Below are 20,130 nucleotides of genomic sequence, written 5' to 3'. Positions count from 1 at the left end.
CTTAAAGTTAATTTAAGAGGCTCATACAGTGGGCAAGATAAAAGAAAGCACTTTTATGTTTTGACTTTTAAATTTTGAGTTTGCAACAAATACCTTCATAAATAAAACTTATTTGCTCCTATTCCTGTGCGCTATAACTTTAGCCTATTAAAGCGATAGATCAGACAATGAACCATAAAGAAATAGTGACGTTTGGACAATTAAAACAGTCGGGTTACAAGCCAAAAAGTATAAAGGAAGAGATCCGTACCAACCTTATGCAGAACATAAAGGACAAAAAGAGTCCTTTTCAGAGCATATTGGGTTATGAAGATTCGGTAGTGCCCGATGTGGAGCGTGCATTGTTGTCGCGTCACAATATACTGTTCCTTGGTTTGAGAGGGCAGGCCAAGACTCGAATGGCACGTGAAATGGTGCACCTGATGGACGAATGGATTCCTTTTATAGCAGGTAGCGAGATCAATGACGATCCTTATGCGCCTATTTCTCTATACGCAAGACAACTGCTGGAAGAAAAAGGCGATGAAACACCTATTGCCTGGCTGCACCGCACCGAGCGTTATGGCGAAAAACTGGCCACGCCCGATGTGTCTGTTGCCGACCTGGTAGGTGATATAGATCCTATTAAGGCTGCCAATATGCGCCTCAGTTTTGCAGATGAACGTGCCTTGCATTATGGTATCATTCCGCGCTCCAACAGGGGCATATTTGTAATTAATGAATTGCCCGATCTGCAGGCTCGCATACAGGTATCGCTTTTCAATATTTTGCAGGAAGGTGATATACAGATACGTGGTTTCAAATTGAGGATGCCATTGGATATACTGTTTGTATTCACCGCCAATCCTGAAGATTACACCAACCGTGGTAGTATTGTTACGCCGCTAAAAGATCGTATTGAAAGCCAGATAATAACTCACTATCCTAAAACGGTAGCCCTTTCGCAAGCCATCACCGAGCAGGAAGCTAATATACTACCTGCACAGGAAGATGCTGTTGAAGTGCCCGACCTGTGCCGAATGCTTATAGAGCAGATAGCCATGGAGGCTCGCAAGAGCGAATTTGTAGATCAGAAGAGTGGTGTATCTGCCCGTCTCACAATATCTGCTTTCGAGAACCTGGTGAGCACTGCCGAAAGACGCGGACTGCGTCATGGCAATGCCCGCACTACTGTTCGCATATCAGACTTTACAGGTATCATCCCATCTATTACCGGTAAGATAGAGCTGGTATATGAAGGAGAGCAGGAAGGCCCGCTCAACGTAGCTTACCGCCTTATGGGACAGGCTATGCGCACCGCATTCACCAAATATTTTCCCGATCCGCAATCATTTAAAAAGGCCGGTCGCGATGCGCAGAAGGCTAAGGCAAAGACCAGTCCTTATCAGCCAATTATTGATTGGTTTGGCAAGGGTAACGACGCTATGTTGTTGCAGGACGATTCTGATGCCGATCACACTGCTTCATTATATCAGGTCGATGGGCTTTACAGTGTAGTAAAGCAGTTTTACCCCGATGTGGATGAAACCCGTGCAGTGCTGTTGATGGAGTTCTTATTGCATGGTTTGTCAGAATATTCACTGATCAGCAAGAAAGGTGTAGAGCGCGGTGGTTATTCATTTGGCGATATGATGGCCAGCATGCTGAACATGAGCCAGAATGACGACGATGAAGAGGACGACTTTAGTTAATAGATATTGATCATTTAAAGTGAAAATATTACAGGTTAGTTGCTACTGCTATAAAGCACCGGTGACTAACCTGTTTTAGTTTAGGCTAAAATTCACTCAGCATCACAACTTTATGATTTTTGACCCTTATGCTGTAATTAAGTACCGGACAGCCGCTGCCCGTGCAGTTGGGGTTGTCGGGCAGGTAATACCAATCTTCCGTATTGCCACTGGCTGTTACAGTCCTTTTTATAGTTGATGGCCGCCCCAGCCCATCCAGCATCATTTTGTCTGTCATCCCTATCCATACCTCTTGTGCCATTAGTCTTTTTGCTATTGCCGCACCATACTTTTTAGTAAGACCCCCTTTGATCTCTTTTTGATAATTATCGAATGCTATGTTACTGTAGTGCTTCCTTATATATGCTTCCACAAAGTCCTTTCGGTCTCTGTTACGCATCTCCTCATAGTCATAATATTTAGGGTTAGAATTGTAGTATGCACGGTTTGCCTCGGCATACAATGCGCTGTCTTTCCGCTGATAAGTGCCTATCACAGGGTCATTTATAACGTCATTACTGTGCCACCAGCCGGCCACATTATTTGTTGTGTCTTTTGCGGCACGCTCCCTTATTTTTTTTGCATAGTCCTGTGCAGGGCATAATAACGGACACATCAGCAGGCAAACGATAATTGTCTTTTTCATAGCTATGACTTCTTTATTGTTTATGTATTTATTTTGCTTTGACCGGTTGTTATTTCTCCACCCTATACAACTCTATCCACCTATCTTTTTCGGTAAATTTTGTCTCCAGTGTCAGCTTGTTTTCTCGTTTTATCTTATCTATTTCCGTAGGGTCATTCTCGTCGCTGGAGAAGATACAGTATTGCGTTCCGGGGCCAAACTGCCAGTCTATATGGGTAAATTTCTTTCCTTTTATAAATCCGGCATAGGGTTCATTAAAGTCGTAGCGCAGCACACAGGTGGTGTAAATGTGCGCATCGTGCATGCCGCTTTGTTCGCAGTGATCTATCATTTTCATAGCCACATGCAGCGATGGTGAATAGTCGCAATCGCCATGGTCGGTGGCTGTTACATAATAGTAGATATTGGTAACCGCCAGGCCGGTAATGATAACCGGGTAAACCCATCTCCATTTGCCAAATGCGCTATCTACAATAAACGCGCAGACAATTATAAACGCAGGGAATACTGCGGTAAGGTATCTGGGCATGTAGTAATTATAGGTACTGAACACTATGTACAGCAACACAAACGAGAATAGATACCAGCAGATCTTCTTTTGGTGTGGTGGTATATTTACCTTCTTAGAAAGCCACAACATAATGATGCCCACCAGAACAAAAAACATCAGGCCGTTCCTGCCTTCATAAACAAATATAAATGCCGTTCCGCTGGCCAGGTCTTCAAGAAATGAAGCCAATCCCGACTTCAGGTTGTTCATGTAAAAAGGAAAAAGAAACCAGCCATAGATGATCTTCTGTGCCAGGAAGTAGATAAAAGCGATAGCTACAGGGTAGCCGATTAACAGCTCCCGTTTTACCAGGTCTATGAATTTCCGCTCCTTGCCCATAAAAAAATCGACCAGTTCGCTAAGCGCCAGACTACAGATAAGTACCGCACCCGATTCTTTGGTCAACAGCATTGCCGCCGCGCAAATCACAAAGGCCACCTTTTTCCTCCTGAAAAAGAACCAAAAACAGAGGATGGTCCAAAGTGCCATGGGCATCTCCGGCAAAAGGAACGCAGAATGGCTGATAAACAATGCCTGTGAAATTAGGAGTAGGACTGCCACTGCTCCAATGCGGTCGGAAAAGAACCGTTGGCCAAATTTATAGGTAAAGACTGCCGTCAACACCGAAATGACCATGGCGAAACTGTGCCCCGACCATAAGCTGGTGCCGAATACCCTCATCCACGATGCACCCAAAAAGTGGAACATAACGGGGTGTCCCCGAGATAGTTCCGGGTCCAATGCGGTAGGCAACAAGCTCAATCCATTGGCATGAACGGTGCGGATAGCTACCGCATAAGGCCATGCCTCATCATAATAATAGGGCAGTGCCATAAATGGCAGTTTGTATAGCAGAAACAACAACAGCATCAGGGCTGTCAGCGTCTCATATTTATACTTCCCTAAAAGATCGGAAGGTTTCAATGTCATTCGGCGACAAATATATTCAATGGGTATGTAAAACGTGTAAGGAACAATTGTTAACTGTTTTTAACGCGGAGGGCTTCTATATTTTGACTTCTTCACTTAATTACTTAGATTTGAAGTTTAAAATAAACTTACTTCATAACATGAAGGGATTTTTTCTAACCGCTGCATTGTTTTTGGGTCTTACTGGTGGTGCTTTCGCACAAACCAATGTATGGAATGATTATGGCGTTGACAGAACTTGGGACATAGGGTTTAACTATGGTGCAAGCACTATCACGCGTCCTAATGGCCCTGAAAAGTTTTACCAGGGATCGCGTACCAATGTGGTGCCCGATTTTTCTATAAAGCTGCAGTATGTGGTTACCCCGCATTGGCATCTGGCGTTCGATCTGGGCTGGCGCACATGGGAGTCTTATGGTACATGGTCTAATCCCTATACTTATGGCACGCAGTTGTCTCCTACAGAAGTGAAATTCCAGTTAGGCAAGCCGGCTATCACCGAAACTTTCCAGCTTAACTACGTTATCCCTTACTATTCTAAATACAAGGTGCTGAACCGTGCCAATCTTTACTTTGGCGTCAGTGCAGGTCTCGTAACCACTGTAAGCGATGGTTCTCAGAGCTTTGGCAAATACAACAACCGTCCCGATTCTTCTTACCGCTACGTAAATGGTTATAACTACGGTATGGGTATTGGTTACAGCGTAGGTGTGCAAATGGGGTATACTTACTACTTCCTGCGTAAGTGGGGCGTGAATGTAGAATTGGCTGCCCGTTATGTAAATATGACTGCAAGCAAAGAAAATGGCCTGGCAGACGCACATGGTACTACCAAGTACAATATGCTTTTCTTCCCTCAAACCTTTGGTATCAGGTACAGATTCCGCTAGTAGGCTCTAATAAAGAATTGTTTTAACATGCCGTTATACTGACAAACCGGAGATAGGGCATGGTTTTTGACTATATTAATTTGTACTTCCAGATAGTGTGTGTGTTCGATGGAAATTTAAGGCCCGGAAGTACCCAATATTTAGATTTCCACAAGAGTGCTTTTTTAAGCACTCTTTTTTTATTCGGCACTTTGAGCGTTTTTATTGGGTCTTCCCTCAATTATCATCTGATGAGACAAATAATGCGGTAGGTCTTTGCGAGGCACGTAGCAATCTCACATCTGGACCTATTCGCTTTGCAACCAGAATAACACAAACCTCAACTGGTCTTTGCGAGGAACGAAGCAATCTAGTAGCGGGACGTATTCGTTTTGAGACACCCCTGGGCAGTCACTGCGAGGAACGAAGCAGTCTCACATCAGGACGTATTCGTTTTCTAGCTGCAAGAACGCCTGTTGTCGGTCTCTGACCGACGACCATCGGGACGTATTCGTTTTGCACAGTCTGTTATTGGCAATCAGGCTCAATAACGATAATACCATTAGCCATCACATTCATCCCACCCATAAAAAAGCCTGCCTCATTGTACACACATGGAGGCAGGACTTTACATAGGTGAAAAGGGGTTTGTCAAACTAGTTTAATATCTTTTTTATCGTCCGGATCAAGGGCTGCGCTTTTCACGTCGGCTGTGGCCTGGATAAAGTATTCCGATTTTTCGTTGTTGGCAAATGAGCCCATTTTGCCTATTGCGCCCATAGCACCGCCCATCTGCTTCAGGTCATCGTTGTTGGAGTTGAGGGTTTTAAATGGCAGCGTGAAGTTGATCACCTTTGTCTCTCCCGTCTTAATGGTGAAGCCACCCGGTATCTTTATCTCACCAAGTACATACTCTTTGGTTTTCTTTTCTTCGCCACGGCCGGTAGTAAATTCTTCATACATCTTCACGGTGAAGTCTACTATGTCCTGGTCACTTTTGGTGGTGAGTGTTATTCTGCCCTGCACGGTACCCGCCTCGCGCGATACCTGCCCCGGTACCGACAATGCTACTGATACGCCGCCGATACCCAATTTGTTTTTAATGGTCTGTAGAAATCCCATGGTTCGTTTGTTTTAAGTGTTATGATATGCGTGCAAACTACTGGATGGGGTGATGCTGATAAAATGTTCTTTATAAGTGTGCCGTTTGGGGTAGTAAGTGTGTGCAGAGAGCCTTAGGCCTACTAGCTAACCGCTTTTATGATGTCGGTTTTTATTATTTCCCAATGTTTACCTCTAAGGCAGATGGGTTGAAAATCATTGTCTGCTTCCGAAAAATTGGTAAGATTAGTTGTAATTAATGCCGCGTCATGATCATATGGGTAGCGCTCCTCGTGTAATGCTATCATTTTGCTGATAGGCATTATATCCAATATCTCGTGTATGTCCCAAAAGTCTTTCATCCGCCCTTTTCGTTGCATCACGTCCATCTTCATTGCTGCTATCTCTTCAATTGTTGCCATTCTTATTCCGTCCGGCGCCAAAGCCTTCCTTATGAAAGGGTCTATATAATAGATGTCAAGTTTAACACTATCCTGCCTGTTAATACCTACTGCGCATGAAACACCCATTGCGGTGGGGCCAATACCAAACCCACTGAAATAGGGGAATGCATTTTGGAGATAAGCCGCCAATAGGCCAAAATTCACCGATCCATAAAGTGCATCGGTAAACAGATCAATGTCTACTGACATACGGTGCCCTAATTGCAAACTAAGAGATGTACCTCCAACAAGTCTGAATGTATCAAATTCGTCGGCGCTCATCAATTGTAGCAGAACATCTTTCAGTAATGGTGTTACCGTATTCCAGTAAATTTTGCCCGTCATAGTTAAGGTTGTAGATTGTTTAAAATACCGGTTACTTTCTCTTCGCCGTAAAAACGTTTGATCTCGTCTTTTTCTTCCTTTTCTCCCCGCTCAAAAACCCTTTTTATGGCAGCCTTTTCCTGGCGTATCCAGTCAATTTTGTTCATGTCAGTATCCCAGAACAGTACAGGTCTCAGCTTAGTGAGGTCGGGATGGGATTTTGTATTTTCTTTCCTTTTTTCCTCCTTTATCTCATAATAAACCTGCAAGGTCATAAAATACCCCTCTTCCAGTCCCAGCGCTTGCTCTATTCTCATGGCAAGTGGCGTATTCATATTTCGTTTGCCCTTTGTAATTGCGCCTATCGTTTGTGGAAACTCATTGATAGACAAGGCAAAGCGGCCCTTGGAAAGCTTTCGCTCCTTTAGCTTTTGCTCCAGTACAAATCCCGGGTGTATGCCCTTTAATGTGTTTAGTTCATTCATCACACTACAAAAATAAACATTTATGTGTAAACAAAAATGTTTATAAAATTATAAAATCAGATAATGTTGCTTTTCATAATGAGGTGGGAAAACTGTCAACTTATTTTAGGACGATACAACGATACAAATCCACATATCATGAAAATCCTTTAATCTTATAAATCAGTGCCTGTCCCGCCCGTGCGGGCGTTCAGACGACGAAAACCACCCTCAAAATGCCCCGAAATCACTCCCGCCCAACCATTTTTTCAAAACTCACTAAATGCCATGTATACCGCCCACAAAACAAACCATATAACCACACTTATCCACATAACTTTTTTTTATGGTGGTACACTTTCCGTACCATCATGGTACACTTTTCGTACCACCATGACTTTTCAATTTGCACAATTTCAATCCTCTTTCCACCTTTGTGCTAATGTATAACCCCTGTCTCATTACACCTCCCTTTCTTTTGGGTAGGCGTGAGACCTAATCTTTTATCACCATGCACAATCCCGAACTCAAAGAACAGGCCCGTCGCCTCTACTTCCAGTCCAAACTCACAAAACCGCAGATCGCTGCTATCCTTGACGTGAAGCCACGCACCCTTTTCGACTGGATACGCGAAGGCGACTGGAAGTGCGCACGCAGTGCAGCTGCCAATGCCCCAATGCTCATTACCGAGCGTTACTATGCCCAGTTAAATGCCATCAACGACTCTATTCGGGATAGGCCCGAGCGACCGTTTCCTACAAAGGAAGAATCCGAAATAATCCGCAAGCTTACGCTCAGTATCAAACAAATGAGACTGCGCCTGGGTATTGGCGAAACCATGGAGATATTCACCCATTTCAGCAACTACCTCAGTCAGAACAGGCCTCAGCATATGGAAGAGATAATGGACTGTATGACCGACTACCTCAGATCGTTCAATCGTTCACTTACGCAGGAATATACCCGCCAAAACAGCGAAGAGGAAGACAGCAACAAAGAATGGGAGCAGTACCGATATGAACTGAGTATACAGGACGATGTGGACGAAATGCAGGCCGTAGTCGAAAAATATAAAAAGGGAATGCAGGAGCAGAAAGACGAAGAGTTTGGCGGAAATTAGCGGAAAAACTGCGGAAAACTGCGGAAACTGGTGGTTTTCGAAATCCGCCGAAACCCTTTCTGATAAAGCCGTCTACAGGAAACGTACCAAAAATAACTGTCGGAAACGCAAAAAACCACTATTGGCGGAAATGCACTCCAGGTACGTTAATCTCAAAGGCTTATTCCGGTTGCCTCAAATGTTACCTATTCTCTCCTGTAGTTCGTCATCAAGCCTGCTGGAGGTAGGGGGTAAACTCGGTCTTGGGGTAACCTTTTTGAAGAGAAGAGCTAAAAAGAATTTTAGGAAAATGAAATATCATTACCACAATGGTTTTTGCCGGATGTGTAGTACTCTTAGCACGGTAATTTGAGATCGGTCTAAATCGACAACGTAGTGTATGAGGTATTGAAAAACATCTGTGGTCGTGCATCGTACATTGTCATAGCGTACGCTGCCTATGAACGGGGTACCCGCAAGTGTTTGTAACTTTAATGTCAGAAGACCAAGAAATCTTTCACCAAGGCCATTTTGTCGGGTGTTTTCCCAATCTATTGCTTGTTGAATATCTCTTCTTGCATTAGTAGTAGTGATGATAGAAAGGGCCATAAAAAACTAGAACTTAAATTGTTTCTTAGCCTCGTTCCAATCCAATAATTCGGTATTGCCTTTTGCTATGTTTTCTAATTCCTGCCTGCCCAGATTTATTTGCCAATCAGGGATGTCAACAGATATGGCATTTTCTTCCTCCTCAAATTCCTTATATTTCTGTTTCAATCGTGCCCAATCTTCAATAGGTATCTGCAGTTGCACTGCAGTAGTATGGCCAGATTTGTCAGCAATATATTGTAGGTTCATCATATGCGCACTTCTTTTAAGCTTGGCAATAACACTGCTATCGCCTCTTAACAAAGTTAGATAAAAATTACAATATGGGATTTGGTGTCGATGGTTTTAGGAGTGGCTTTTAAATGATGTTCCTGTAGGTTGTTTCAACGTTGTACCGCTTGATGATATAATGACATAATAACCAATTATCATTATTGGCGGGCCAGGATTGACAAGCAGAGACCGGAAGATCAGGATATTATATGCATTTCCCCCACTTGCCTATTGATTTATATCATAGGGTGTCTTTTTTGCAAATCCGAGGTATCCGATTAACTTTGGGCAACTTTTTACAATAAGTAGTCAATTTAACTTTAGAGATATGAATTTATTTTCTGTTCAGAGTGCAGAATTCACCGGTCGCCATATAGGCCCGAATGAGAATGATACTAAGGAGATGCTCAATACTATTGGTATTGGTAGCATGGAAGAATTGATTGGGCGCACTGTGCCGGCTGCCATCCGTATGGATCACCAGCTGAACCTGCCGGCGTCTATAAGTGAGGCTGCTTACCTGGCAATGGTAAAGGAAATATCACTTAAGAATAAGGTTTACAAAAATTACATAGGTCAGGGTTACTACGATACGCACACGCCAAGTGTGATATTGCGTAACATATTTGAAAGCCCGGGATGGTACACACAGTATACTCCGTATCAGGCCGAAATTGCACAGGGTAGGCTGGAGAGCTTGCTGAACTATCAGACCATGGTATGTGATCTTACAGGCTTGCCACTGACCAATGCGTCTTTGCTTGATGAAGCAACTGCTGCTGCTGAAGCAATGGCCATGTTCTTCCACACGCTGAATAAAGACGATAATAATATTACCCGTCCTAAGTTCTTTGTAGATCATGATGTATTTGCACAGACCAAGGATGTAGTGGTAACCCGTGCTACTCCGCTGGGTATAGAAGTGGTATTTGGCGACTACAGAATTGCTGATATTGATGTTACTTACTTTGGTGCATTGATTCAGTATCCTGATGCTAAGGGTAGTGTTGAAGATCATCGTGGTTTTATTAATGCTATGCATGAAGCGGGCGGTTACGTGGCTATGGCTACTGATCTGCTGGCGCTTACTTTGCTCACTTCACCTGGTGAACTGGGTGCTGATGTGGCATTGGGTACTGCTCAGCGTTTTGGTGTACCAATGGGCTTTGGTGGTCCGCACGCAGCGTTCTTTGCAACAAAGGATGATTTCAAGCGCCAGATCCCCGGCCGTATCATCGGTATCAGCATAGACGCTCAGGGCAACCGTGCATTGCGTATGGCATTGCAGACACGTGAACAGCACATTAAGAGAGAAAAAGCGACTTCAAATATCTGTACGGCACAGGCATTGCTGGCCAACATGGCTGCAATGTATGCGGTTTACCATGGTCCTGATGGTCTCACAAGAATTGCTAAAAGAGTAGCTGCTTTGACACAGGCTTTGGGCGATTCATTGGTTGAGGCAGGCTTTAAGTTACACAGCAAGAACTTCTTCGATACCATTACTGTAATGGTAAACGATGCCGATGTTATCCGCACTAAGGCAGAAGCACATGGTATCAATTTCCGTTATCATGCTGCTAACCAGGTAGGCATTTCGCTAGATGAAACCACTACTGCTGAAGACCTGATGGCTATCATGAGTATCTTCATTGATATAGATGCTACGGTTTCATTGAGCCTGGATGAAGAAATGATTCTGGAACACATTCCTACATCATTGACCCGTACCAGCGAGTTTTTGACGCAACACGTATTTAACGCGCATCATAGCGAAACGCAGATGATGCGTTACATAAAGATGCTGGAGAATAAAGACCTTAGTCTGAATACCAGCATGATATCATTGGGATCTTGCACGATGAAGCTGAATGCAGCCTCTGAGATGATGCCATTGAGCCAGGCCAATTGGAGCAAGATGCACCCGTTCCAGCCAAAAGATCAGACATTGGGTTATGAGCAGATGGCCAATGAGCTGTCGGCTTACCTCTGCGAGATCACCGCATTTGATGCGTGCAGTCTACAGCCAAACAGTGGCGCACAGGGTGAGTATGCCGGTCTATTGACTATTCGTGGTTACCACGAGAGCCGTGGTGACAGCCATCGCGATGTGATCCTTATTCCTATCTCTGCACACGGTACCAACCCTGCTAGTGCGGTAATGGTGGGCTACAAGGTAGTAGTAGTAAAGGCACTGGAGAATGGATATATTGATGTAGAAGACCTGAAGCTGAAAGCAGCGCAACACGCGGCTAACCTTGCAGGTATCATGATCACTTACCCAAGTACTTACGGTGTTTATGAAGAAACTGTAAAAGATATTACGGCTATAGTACACAGCTATGGCGGACAGGTATACATGGACGGTGCCAATATGAATGCCCAGGTAGGCTTAACTGCTCCGGGTTTGATAGGCGCTGACGTTTGTCACCTGAACCTGCACAAGACGTTTGCTATACCACATGGTGGTGGCGGACCGGGCATGGGCCCTATCTGCGTACGTAAGCACCTGGCGCCATTCCTGCCTGGCCATGCTGAGTGGGCTGAAGGTAGCGACAAACCACAGCACGCGGTATCTGCGGCACCTTATGGTTCTGCAAGCATCCTGCTGATCTCTTATGCATACATCCGTATGCTGGGACCGGTTGGTGTACGCAAAGCTACTGAGTATGCTATACTGAATGCCAACTACATGCGCGCCCGTCTGCAGCACGATTTCGACATATTGTATACCGGCAGCGGTGGTACATGTGCGCATGAGTTCATTGTAGATCTGCGTCCGTTCAAGAAGAGCGCGGAAATAGAAGCATCTGATGTGGCCAAGCGTTTGATAGACTATGGTTTTCACGCACCTACTATGAGCTTCCCTGTGGCAGGAACTATAATGATAGAGCCTACAGAGAGCGAAGACAAGGCTGAACTGGATCGTTTCTGCGATGCTCTGCTGGGTATTCGTGCTGAGATCCGCGCTATAGAAGAAGGTAAGATGGATCGCGCTGACAATCCGCTGAAGAATGCACCACATACACAGGCCGTAGTTACTGCCGATGAGTGGAACCATTCTTATGGCCGTCAGCAGGCAGCATATCCTTTACCATATGTAAAGAACAACAAGTTCTGGCCTAGCGTAGCCCGTGTCAACGACACCTACGGCGATCGTAACCTGGTATGTACTTGCGAGCCTACAGAATCATACATGGAAGCATAATCAATAACCGACTAAAGTATAAGAAGCCCCGCATCGCGGGGCTTCTCTGTCTCCCATTGTCGTGGTGAGGCTCTCGAACCATGACAATGGGCAAGCGGACGTATTCGTTTTAGGACCTGCCGCTGATGAAAAATAAATGTCGTGGTTCGAGAGCCTCACCATGACATTTATTTTCGAGGATTGTAATTCATTATTTACCTATTTACTTACCTGCATACTCATCATACACCGCCTTTGCTATCTCTGCTATCACATGCTCCGCCTCAGTACTTTTTTCTTTTGTATCAGACACATAAACTGCTATGGCCAGGTGCTTGCCGTTGGGCAGGGTGATGATGCCAAGGTCGTTTACAGCAGCGGTAATGCCACCGGTGCTGGTATTGGAAGTGCCGGTTTTATGGGCGACTATGGTGCCTGCGGGTAATAAACCTTTTATCCGTTTGTCGCTATTGGCAGATTCGGTCATGAGCTTCATAAGGAATTGAGTACTGCCGGGTGAAAGGCATTTGCCGGTGTAGAGCTGATAGAGCAGATCGGTCATTGCGGAAGGTGTGGTCCAGTTGGTATATTGCACGCCCCAGCCTTTGCCCATCTGCAGTTCGGTAGCTACAATGTCAATGTCTTTTACCCCCAGTTTGTGTATGTATTTGTTTGTCGGGTAGGTTCCTTTCACAAGTTTAAACAGTATGTCGCAGGTGTTATTGTCGCTCTTTGAAACGGTGTAGTCAAGCAGTTCAGCTATGGTTATATCAATGTTGCCGTCGGGATATTTTTCCCTTAGCGGGCTCCAGGTATTGCGGTACAATTCTTCCTTGCTGATGTGTATCTTCTGGTCAAGCGCCAGTTGTCCCTTATCTACTTTATGAAGCACGTACAAAGCCAGCGGGAATTTGAACGTGCTTTGCATCGGATAGTGGTGGCTATTGTTGACGGTAAGTGTATCCTGATCTTCGATAGCTCTTACAGAGATGCCAATACTGCCGGAATGTACATTGCCTATGGTGGCCAACTGTTGGCGGAGGGTAGTGTGTTGTGCTACAGACGTGGCTTGCGTGCCGACAAGCAGTAAGAGCGTAACAATAAGGGTTTTCATTAGTTATTTGTTTCGTCGTTTAGAAAGGTGAGTAGGTAGTTATTGATCTCTTTGCGTTGGGCTTCGGTGGCATTGTCGGCCATATCGTTGTGTATGGTGTTGGGTAGTTTAACTATTGTTATGCCCATGTGTTTTTGTAGTTCAGGAGAGGGGATCACGCCTTCATCTGCGGGTTGATCGGAGGATCGGAGGGAGTAGATGTGCGGGTGTTTTACGACGGGCATAGGCATGCGGCGGTTGTCGAGAGATATGACCTTATCGATCATGTCGGGGTATTTATGAGCGAAGAGCATACTCATATCCCCACCGTTGGAATGGCCTATGAGCGTGACATGTTTGTAGTCGAGCTGCTTATGGGTCTTCTTAAGGTCGTTGATAACAAACAGGATATTCTCTGTGCCACGCACCCAATTGCTCATACGTACCACGTAAGGCTTGCCGATAGAGGGTACTAATGAATCTGTTTCGAGCTCATGTTGTATGCTGGCTACAAAATAGCCGTGTGCCGCAAGACAATTAGCTATAGAAGAGTAGTACTTATAAGTACCCTCCCTGTTGTTGTTATACCCATGACTGATGATGACCAGTTGCGGGTGTTTTATCTGAGTGGTATTGGGCAGGTATATTTCTACCGGTATACTACGGTTGCGGGTTTTGTCCCATAGAAGCATGCTGTCTTCTTTTACCTGATACGTAGGCTGGGTGGTCTGGGCTTTAACGGACGGCGCAAAGCAAAATATAAGCACCAAATAGAGCGGTGCAATGAATGCCAATTTCATGGTATGACTATTTGTGATAAAGTTACAGTTAAGGTCAGGTCTCATGAAAATTTTTTATAGGATTCATACAAAAAAATATCCCCTGCCGCAATAACCACCTCCCCCTGAGTTTCGGCAGAAAAAGCCGGAACTCAGGGTACTCCTCCTTCAAAAGGCGGAGAGTGGTTGATGTACAAAAAATATGAAATGAATGCCTGAGCAGTATAAAAAAATAACCCCTGCCAGAGGCAAGGGTTACAATATCATTCTTGTGTGTTACTTGGCTCTAAAGAGCCATTTCCTTTACACCTGTCAATTCTCTAACTGCCTCGGCTATTCCTCGTGCGTCGTAGCCGCATTCGCGGTGCAGCTCTTCGGGTTTGCCATGCTCTACAAGGCTATCGGGGATGCCCAGCATTTTCACTTCAGGAGCATAGTCGTGTTGTGACAGGAACTCAAGTACAGCACTGCCCATACCGCCAACTACGGTGCCGTCTTCTACGGTTATGATCTTGTTGTAGCGCTGAGCTATTTCATGCATCATTGCTTCGTCGAGCGGCTTTACAAAGCGCAGGTCGTAATGAGCAGGGTAGATGTCTTCCATAGCCAGTTCCTTGCATGCTGCAACGGCGAAGTTGCCCGGGTGACCTATGGTGAGTATGGCTATTTCCTGTCCGTCGCATATTTTTCGTCCTGTACCTATCTCTATCTTCTGCATAGGTGTCCGCCATTCAGGCATTACACCTTGTCCGCGTGGATAGCGGATAACAAAGGGAACCTTAGTTTCATCGAGCTGAGCAGTGTACATGAGGTTACGCAATTCAGCCTCATTCATTGGTGCAGACACTACCAGGTTGGGTATACAACGCATAAAGGCAATGTCATAAGCACCATGGTGTGTCGGGCCATCATCACCCACCAATCCTGCTCTGTCGAGACAGAAGACAACGGGTAGTTTTTGGATGGCAACATCATGTATCACCATGTCGTAAGCGCGCTGCATGAAGCTGCTGTAAATGTTGCAGAATACGCGTATGCCCTGCGTGGCAAGCCCTGCACTGAGGGTTACCGCATGTTGCTCTGCAATACCCACGTCTATAGCACGATCAGGCATGGCATCCATCATGATCTTCAATGAACAGCCTGATGGCATAGCCGGGGTGATACCCATTATAGCCGGGTTCTTTTGCGCCAGTTCCAATATGGTGTGACCGAATACATCCTGATACTTAGGTGGCTCGGGTACAGTTATTATTTTCTTATTGATCTTACCGGTGATCTTGTCGAACGTGCCGGGTGCATGCCATAGAGTCTGGTCTTTTTCAGCCAGATCATAGCCTTTACCCTTCACTGTCTTTATGTGCAGGATCTTTGGTCCCGGAATGTCTTTCAGGCTCTTTAATGTTTCGGTGAGCTTGATGATATTATGTCCATCAACCGGTCCGAAATAACGGAAGCCCAGTGCCTCGAACAGGTTACTGCTCTTTGATAACACACCCTTCAGTCCGGCTTCTACCTTAGATGCCAGTTTCTGGAAGTCTTTGGTTGGCAGCATACCCAGCATCTTCCACACATCATCTCTGAATTTGTTGTAAGAGTGGCTGGTGGTAATATCGGTAAGGTATTCTTTGAGCGCGCCTACGTTTGGGTCTATCGACATGTTATTGTCGTTGAGTATCACCAGGAGGTTGGCACCGCTTACGCCGGCATGGTTAAGTGCTTCAAAAGGCAGACCTGCGGTCATAGCACCATCGCCTATTACGGCAATGTGGCGTCGATCGTTCTCGCCCTTGTACTTGCTGGCGATAGCCATACCCAATGCTGCGGATATAGAGGTGGAGGAGTGTCCTACACCAAAAGTATCATAGATGCTCTCGCTGCGCTTAGGGAAGCCACTCAGACCACCATATTTACGGTTGGTATGGAATACCTTTCTGCGACCGGTAAGTATCTTATGTCCATAGGCCTGATGACCTACGTCCCAAACCAGTTGATCGTCGGGGGTATTGTATATGTAATGTAATGCTACCGAAAGCTCTACCACGCCCAGACTGGCACCGAAGTGACCACCGTGTACGCTTACGCAGTCTATGATAAACTGGCGTAATTCGTTGCACACCTGTTGCAGTTGCATTTTATTGAGCTTCCTTAGGTCTTCGGGGGTATCGATGAGACTAAGAAGTGGCCCTGCCGCAATCTCTTCCATTCACGTAAGTTGATTAATGTACAAAAATAATTAAAATTATCAAATGATTGGCCCCATTGTCACTAATTAGTCATTGATTTTGACCACATGAGGTTGTTATTCAAACTATTAAACGCCGTTTATAAACGGTTATTTTATGTGTTTGGTTTCGTTTTAACGTTAATTAAGGTTGGGGGGTGAGATGTATGTTATTGCTTGCTACCCACGGTTAAAACCGCGGGCTAACATTATTTGCCCCTTCCGGGCATCCCGATGAAGAACATTGCTTATATAAACGTTCGATACCTTCGGCATCGTGGTGATTGGAATAGGGTATTGGCTATAGACATGTGATACCTTCGGCATCATTACATAGAATTGGAGCTCGATTTGGCAATTCTGTCTATTCTTAAATTCTGATTATTCTGATTCAGACAATGACATTAACTTTACGATATGCCCACACCTAAAAAACTATCTGAGCTTGTCAATGAAATAGATGCTACGATCCGTAACCGGTTTGTGGGGCAGGCTTTCTGGATAAAGGCGGAGATAACAGATGTAAAGAAGCAGCCGGATAAGCGGTGGTGTTTTCTCAAATTCATTGAAAAAGATAGAAACCTCATTACTACAGAAATGGGAGGGGTATTCTGGTCGAATAGCTATAACCAGATGGAGAACTTTGAGGCGGCTACCCGTCAGCAGTTTGCCAGTGGGCTGGAGATCACCTGCCTGGTGAAGGTAGTTTTCCATAAGCGGTTTGGGATGCGGCTGGAGGTGATGGAGATAGATTTTGCTTATGAGGTGGGCAAGCTGGAAAATGAACGGAAACAGATATTGGAGCGGTTGGTTAAAGAGGGTATCGCGGTGAACCCGGAGGGTAGCAGCAGGTACTATACTCAGAATAATACGCTGGAGATGCCCATGGTGTTTGAACGGATAGCCCTCATTGCCTCAGCTAATACCGATGGCTACCGCGATTTCAGGAAGGTGATAGAGAATAATAAATATGGGTATCATTTTTCGGTGACCGACTTTTCTACGCAGATACAGGGAGATGCAGCCTCGGCACTGATAGTGGAGCGGCTACACAGTATTTATAAGCTTAAGGAGCAGTTTGATATTGTGGTGATAGTGCGCGGGGGAGGATCTGACACCGACTTTAAGTCGTTCAATGATTTTGAGTTGGCGAAGGCAGTGGCGTTGTTTCCGGTGCCTATACTTACGGGCATTGGCCACGACCGGAATACGAGTATAACCGACCTGATGGCCCGGCAGCATAAGACGCCCACCGAAGTGGCTACGTTTGTAATAGATTATAACGGTGACTTTGAAAATGCTGTGATGCAGCTACATGATCGAATACTGGTTACATCGGAAAGGTTGATAGACAGGGCGCGCAGGAGCCTGGATACTTATAAGCGGATCATCGCAAGCTCCAGCCCCGAGACAATAATGAACCGAGGGTTTGCGATCATCAGGAGCAATGGCAAGATAGTGGTGGATGCAAAGGATATTGCCGTTGGTGCAGAGATAGAGACCATAATGAAACAAGACACTATTTTAAGTACTGTAACCCAAAAACAAGATAATGGAAACACCAACATATAACACTGCCTTTGCCGAGCTGGAAGAGCTGGTGGCACAGATAGAGGATAAGGACATTCAGCTGGATACGCTTGCTGAAAAAGTGAAGCGGGCGAAAGAGCTGATCAAATATTGTGAGGAGAAATTGAGAGGGATAGAGCGGGATATTGAGGAGGTGGGGTAGGAGGGTGTTGGCAAGTGTCCGGGTGCTTCCACAGCCCACCTCGGGTGGAGACGCAAAATCTTGCGTCTCTACGAACTGTTCTTTATTTCATGTTGTTCATAGGCCATTTCTTAGTTCCGAGCTGCGGAGGACTTTGATGTTGAAGAGGTGTTTGAGGATGAATTCGAGGATGGTCCAGAAGTGGATGAGTTCGAGGAAGGGGTTGAGGTAGTTGGTGACCACACAGTAGTTGTGTACAAATGGTGATTGGTGATGCATGCCGTGGTGGCGGCGGGACTGGAGGATGCCGAGGCTTTGTAGTCCAGTGACCAGTTTGCCATTTTCTTTTACTGTTTGGTGTGAGAATCTGTGAAACTCATTGCCATGTGCGGCCAATAGTATCGCAAATACAGAATAAAAATTGAGTATGCCAAATACCCAGCACAGCGCAATCAATATTACGCCTAACCCGAGTGATGTGTTGATGCGGGTCCAGTAGGTACCCTTTATAAATGCCCGTGGTGTCTTGTGGTGTTGCAGGTTGGGGACTATAACGGATTGGCCCAGGAACTTCCAGTTGGGGTTGCCATATGCGTCTTCCCACCAGTGAACAATACCTGTAAGGAGGTCGGCAGCAAAAATGGCAATGATGATCTTAACAACTATTGATACCATAATAACATTGTTTGCACCAAAAGTATAGGGGCATGCGATGTTGATTTTTGATGTAGGTCAAATAGTGGCGGCGATTGCCTTTTGTGTTTACATAGAAATGTGATAATTGCATATGTGGCATTTTTGTTCTTTTTTTTTACTACTGAGTAACATATAGCTAGAATCAATGAGTTATTTACGCTCTTCTAACTATTAAATTCAAAAAAACGGCTTATTTTGCGCCCGATATTATCCGATAAATATGAATTTTCAACTTACAGAGGAACAGATAGCGGTGCAGATGGCTGCGCGCGATTTTGCAAAAAATGAATTGTTGCCGGGCGTAATTGAGCGCGATGAGCATCAGAAATTCCCTGCAGAGCAGATAAAGAAGCTTGGTGAGCTTGGCTTTATGGGTATGATGGTAGATCCTAAGTATGGTGGCAGCGGCATGGATACTATATCTTATGTACTGGCTATGGAAGAAATTTCTAAGGTAGATGCATCGGTATCGGTATGTATGAGTGTAAATAACTCACTGGTATGCTGGGGTATGGAAACCTTCTGTAACGAAGAGCAAAAACAAAAATACCTCGTTCCGCTTGCTAAGGGCGAGAAAATAGGTGCATTTCTTTTGAGTGAGCCTGAAGCCGGTTCTGATGCCACTTCACAGCGCACTACTGCAATAGATATGGGCGACCATTACCTGGTAAATGGTATCAAGAACTGGATCACCAATGGTAATTCAGCATCTACTTACCTTGTTATAGCACAGACAGATGTAGAGAAAGGCCACAAGGGTATCAATGCATTGATCATCGATAAGAACGCTCCCGGGGTGGTTGTTGGTGCTAAAGAAAATAAGCTGGGTATCCGCGGTAGTGATACACACAGCATCATGTTCCAGGACGTGAAAGTGCCAAAGGAAAACCGTATTGGTGCTGATGGTTTTGGTTTCACATTTGCTATGAAGGTATTGTCCGGCGGCCGTATAGGTATTGCTGCACAGGCACTTGGTATAGCTAGTGGTGCTTATGAATTGGCATTGAAGTATTCTAAGGAGCGTAAGGCTTTCGGTACAGAAATATCTAACCACCAGGCTATAGCGTTCAAGCTGGCTGATATGGCTACTGAGATAGAAGCAGCACGCCTGCTTTGCTTTAAGGCTGCATGGCACAAAGATGAGCATATGGATTATACCTTGTCTTCAGCTATGGCTAAGTTGTATGCTTCTACTATAGCCCAGACTGTTACCAACGAAGCTATACAGGTACACGGCGGATATGGTTATGTTAAGGAGTTCCACGTAGAGCGCCTGATGCGTGATGCTAAGATCACACAGATCTACGAAGGTACCAGCGAAGTACAGAAGATAGTTATCAGCAGGACTATACTGAAGGGATAGTATTAATATGAAAGTGTGAAAATGAGCTAATGTGGAAAT

Annotated in this window: 18 protein-coding genes; 7 read left to right on the top strand and 11 right to left on the bottom strand. The window is 45.1% G+C overall.

Going from position 1 to position 20,130, the window contains the following annotated elements; all coding sequences use genetic code 11:
• The first annotated feature begins 167 nt into the window (after positions 1–167).
• Positions 168–1,691: a sigma 54-interacting transcriptional regulator gene (locus tag CJD36_RS17370; RefSeq protein WP_105040472.1), complete on the top strand. Its 1,524-nt coding sequence runs from the start codon at positions 168–170 to the stop codon at positions 1,689–1,691.
• An 85-nt stretch (positions 1,692–1,776) separates the two neighbouring features.
• On the opposite strand, the gene CJD36_RS17365 is transcribed toward CJD36_RS17370, so the two are convergent.
• Both CJD36_RS17365 and CJD36_RS17360 read right to left on the bottom strand, forming a co-directional pair.
• Positions 1,777–2,376 carry a hypothetical protein gene (locus tag CJD36_RS17365; RefSeq protein ID WP_133162689.1) on the bottom strand — a complete coding sequence of 200 codons (600 nt, stop codon included), beginning with the start codon at positions 2,374–2,376 and terminating at the stop codon, positions 1,777–1,779.
• 49 nt (positions 2,377–2,425) lie between these two features.
• Positions 2,426–3,856 carry an ArnT family glycosyltransferase gene (locus tag CJD36_RS17360; protein ID WP_105040470.1) on the bottom strand — a complete coding sequence of 477 codons (1,431 nt, stop codon included), beginning with the start codon at positions 3,854–3,856 and terminating at the stop codon, positions 2,426–2,428.
• A gap of 140 nt (positions 3,857–3,996) precedes the next feature.
• Here CJD36_RS17360 and CJD36_RS17355 point away from each other — a divergent pair, with 140 nt between their 5' ends.
• Positions 3,997–4,746, top strand: a complete 750-nt coding sequence (locus CJD36_RS17355; RefSeq protein WP_133162688.1) for a hypothetical protein — start codon at positions 3,997–3,999, stop codon at positions 4,744–4,746.
• A 630-nt stretch (positions 4,747–5,376) separates the two neighbouring features.
• Here CJD36_RS17355 and CJD36_RS17350 read toward each other — a convergent pair.
• From CJD36_RS17350 to CJD36_RS17340, 3 genes are all read right to left on the bottom strand, one after another.
• Positions 5,377–5,847 (bottom strand): sporulation protein, encoded by a 471-nt coding sequence (locus tag CJD36_RS17350; RefSeq protein ID WP_105040468.1) that lies wholly within the window; start codon positions 5,845–5,847, stop codon positions 5,377–5,379.
• A gap of 122 nt (positions 5,848–5,969) precedes the next feature.
• The gene (locus CJD36_RS17345; protein ID WP_105040467.1) at positions 5,970–6,614 is read right to left on the bottom strand and encodes a nucleotidyl transferase AbiEii/AbiGii toxin family protein; all 645 of its coding nucleotides are present in this window, start codon (positions 6,612–6,614) and stop codon (positions 5,970–5,972) included.
• Positions 6,615–6,616: 2 nt separating this feature from the next.
• Positions 6,617–7,078 (bottom strand): helix-turn-helix transcriptional regulator, encoded by a 462-nt coding sequence (locus CJD36_RS17340; protein ID WP_105040466.1) that lies wholly within the window; start codon positions 7,076–7,078, stop codon positions 6,617–6,619.
• Positions 7,079–7,568: 490 nt separating this feature from the next.
• On the opposite strand from CJD36_RS17340, the gene CJD36_RS17335 reads away from it, so the two are divergent.
• Positions 7,569–8,177: a terminase gpP N-terminus-related DNA-binding protein gene (locus CJD36_RS17335; RefSeq protein ID WP_105040465.1), complete on the top strand. Its 609-nt coding sequence runs from the start codon at positions 7,569–7,571 to the stop codon at positions 8,175–8,177.
• A gap of 300 nt (positions 8,178–8,477) precedes the next feature.
• Here CJD36_RS17335 and CJD36_RS24015 read toward each other — a convergent pair whose 3' ends face one another.
• Both CJD36_RS24015 and CJD36_RS17325 read right to left on the bottom strand, forming a co-directional pair.
• The gene (locus CJD36_RS24015) at positions 8,478–8,765 is read right to left on the bottom strand and encodes a type II toxin-antitoxin system RelE/ParE family toxin (protein ID WP_105040464.1); all 288 of its coding nucleotides are present in this window, start codon (positions 8,763–8,765) and stop codon (positions 8,478–8,480) included.
• 6 nt (positions 8,766–8,771) lie between these two features.
• Positions 8,772–9,017 carry a hypothetical protein gene (locus CJD36_RS17325; RefSeq protein WP_133162687.1) on the bottom strand — a complete coding sequence of 82 codons (246 nt, stop codon included), beginning with the start codon at positions 9,015–9,017 and terminating at the stop codon, positions 8,772–8,774.
• Between the two features lie 349 nt (positions 9,018–9,366).
• On the opposite strand from CJD36_RS17325, the gene gcvP reads away from it, so the two are divergent.
• Positions 9,367–12,246, top strand: coding sequence for an aminomethyl-transferring glycine dehydrogenase (gene gcvP, locus CJD36_RS17320; protein WP_105040462.1), 2,880 nt, complete (start codon positions 9,367–9,369; stop codon positions 12,244–12,246).
• Positions 12,247–12,448: 202 nt separating this feature from the next.
• Here the strand turns inward: gcvP and bla are convergent, their stop codons facing one another.
• From bla to dxs, 3 genes are all read right to left on the bottom strand, one after another.
• Positions 12,449–13,339 (bottom strand): class A beta-lactamase, subclass A2, encoded by an 891-nt coding sequence (gene bla / locus CJD36_RS17315; protein WP_105040461.1) that lies wholly within the window; start codon positions 13,337–13,339, stop codon positions 12,449–12,451.
• Complete coding sequence (locus CJD36_RS17310) at positions 13,339–14,118, bottom strand: alpha/beta fold hydrolase (RefSeq protein WP_105040673.1); 780 nt, start codon at positions 14,116–14,118, stop codon at positions 13,339–13,341. Before CJD36_RS17310 ends, bla begins: the two co-directional genes overlap by 1 nt.
• Positions 14,119–14,383: 265 nt before the next feature.
• Positions 14,384–16,303, bottom strand: a complete 1,920-nt coding sequence (gene dxs, locus CJD36_RS17305; protein WP_105040460.1) for a 1-deoxy-D-xylulose-5-phosphate synthase — start codon at positions 16,301–16,303, stop codon at positions 14,384–14,386.
• A 435-nt stretch (positions 16,304–16,738) separates the two neighbouring features.
• Between dxs and xseA the strand changes: the two genes are divergently transcribed.
• A complete protein-coding gene (xseA, locus tag CJD36_RS17300) occupies positions 16,739–17,893 on the top strand; it encodes an exodeoxyribonuclease VII large subunit (protein ID WP_105040459.1) in 1,155 nt (384 codons plus the stop codon).
• On the top strand, positions 17,874–18,053 hold the full coding sequence (xseB, locus tag CJD36_RS17295; RefSeq protein ID WP_105040458.1) for an exodeoxyribonuclease VII small subunit: 180 nt from the start codon (positions 17,874–17,876) through the stop codon (positions 18,051–18,053). Before xseA ends, xseB begins: the two co-directional genes overlap by 20 nt.
• Positions 18,054–18,149: 96 nt before the next feature.
• Here the strand turns inward: xseB and CJD36_RS17290 are convergent, their stop codons facing one another.
• The gene (locus CJD36_RS17290; RefSeq protein ID WP_105040457.1) at positions 18,150–18,707 is read right to left on the bottom strand and encodes a fatty acid desaturase CarF family protein; all 558 of its coding nucleotides are present in this window, start codon (positions 18,705–18,707) and stop codon (positions 18,150–18,152) included.
• Between the two features lie 241 nt (positions 18,708–18,948).
• Between CJD36_RS17290 and CJD36_RS17285 the strand changes: the two genes are divergently transcribed.
• Positions 18,949–20,091 carry an acyl-CoA dehydrogenase family protein gene (locus tag CJD36_RS17285; RefSeq protein ID WP_105040456.1) on the top strand — a complete coding sequence of 381 codons (1,143 nt, stop codon included), beginning with the start codon at positions 18,949–18,951 and terminating at the stop codon, positions 20,089–20,091.
• Positions 20,092–20,130 lie beyond the last annotated feature (39 nt).

It is taken from the genome of Flavipsychrobacter stenotrophus, assembly GCF_002954265.1.
Classification (GTDB): Bacteria; Bacteroidota; Bacteroidia; order Chitinophagales; family Chitinophagaceae; genus Flavipsychrobacter; species Flavipsychrobacter stenotrophus.
The sequence above is the reverse complement of the archived record's forward strand: the minus strand, read 5'-3'. Positions and strand labels throughout refer to the sequence as shown.

Bases quoted from the DNA above. Each gene is read 5' to 3' on its own strand.
- CJD36_RS17290 (WP_105040457.1), bottom strand. From the start codon at position 18,707: ATGGTATCAATAGTTGTTAAGATCATCATTGCCATTTTTGCTGCCGAC.
- CJD36_RS17370 (WP_105040472.1), top strand. From the start codon at position 168: ATGAACCATAAAGAAATAGTGACGTTTGGACAATTAAAACAGTCGGGT.
- CJD36_RS24015 (WP_105040464.1), bottom strand. From the start codon at position 8,765: ATGGCCCTTTCTATCATCACTACTACTAATGCAAGAAGAGATATTCAA.
- CJD36_RS17340 (WP_105040466.1), bottom strand. From the start codon at position 7,078: ATGAATGAACTAAACACATTAAAGGGCATACACCCGGGATTTGTACTG.
- CJD36_RS17355 (WP_133162688.1), top strand. From the start codon at position 3,997: ATGAAGGGATTTTTTCTAACCGCTGCATTGTTTTTGGGTCTTACTGGT.
- CJD36_RS17345 (WP_105040467.1), bottom strand. From the start codon at position 6,614: ATGACGGGCAAAATTTACTGGAATACGGTAACACCATTACTGAAAGAT.
- CJD36_RS17350 (WP_105040468.1), bottom strand. From the start codon at position 5,847: ATGGGATTTCTACAGACCATTAAAAACAAATTGGGTATCGGCGGCGTA.
- CJD36_RS17285 (WP_105040456.1), top strand. From the start codon at position 18,949: ATGAATTTTCAACTTACAGAGGAACAGATAGCGGTGCAGATGGCTGCG.
- CJD36_RS17325 (WP_133162687.1), bottom strand. From the start codon at position 9,017: ATGATGAACCTACAATATATTGCTGACAAATCTGGCCATACTACTGCA.
- CJD36_RS17360 (WP_105040470.1), bottom strand. From the start codon at position 3,856: ATGACATTGAAACCTTCCGATCTTTTAGGGAAGTATAAATATGAGACG.
- xseB (WP_105040458.1), top strand. From the start codon at position 17,874: ATGGAAACACCAACATATAACACTGCCTTTGCCGAGCTGGAAGAGCTG.
- CJD36_RS17310 (WP_105040673.1), bottom strand. From the start codon at position 14,118: ATGAAATTGGCATTCATTGCACCGCTCTATTTGGTGCTTATATTTTGC.
- bla (WP_105040461.1), bottom strand. From the start codon at position 13,339: ATGAAAACCCTTATTGTTACGCTCTTACTGCTTGTCGGCACGCAAGCC.
- CJD36_RS17335 (WP_105040465.1), top strand. From the start codon at position 7,569: ATGCACAATCCCGAACTCAAAGAACAGGCCCGTCGCCTCTACTTCCAG.
- CJD36_RS17365 (WP_133162689.1), bottom strand. From the start codon at position 2,376: ATGAAAAAGACAATTATCGTTTGCCTGCTGATGTGTCCGTTATTATGC.
- xseA (WP_105040459.1), top strand. From the start codon at position 16,739: ATGCCCACACCTAAAAAACTATCTGAGCTTGTCAATGAAATAGATGCT.
- gcvP (WP_105040462.1), top strand. From the start codon at position 9,367: ATGAATTTATTTTCTGTTCAGAGTGCAGAATTCACCGGTCGCCATATA.
- dxs (WP_105040460.1), bottom strand. From the start codon at position 16,303: ATGGAAGAGATTGCGGCAGGGCCACTTCTTAGTCTCATCGATACCCCC.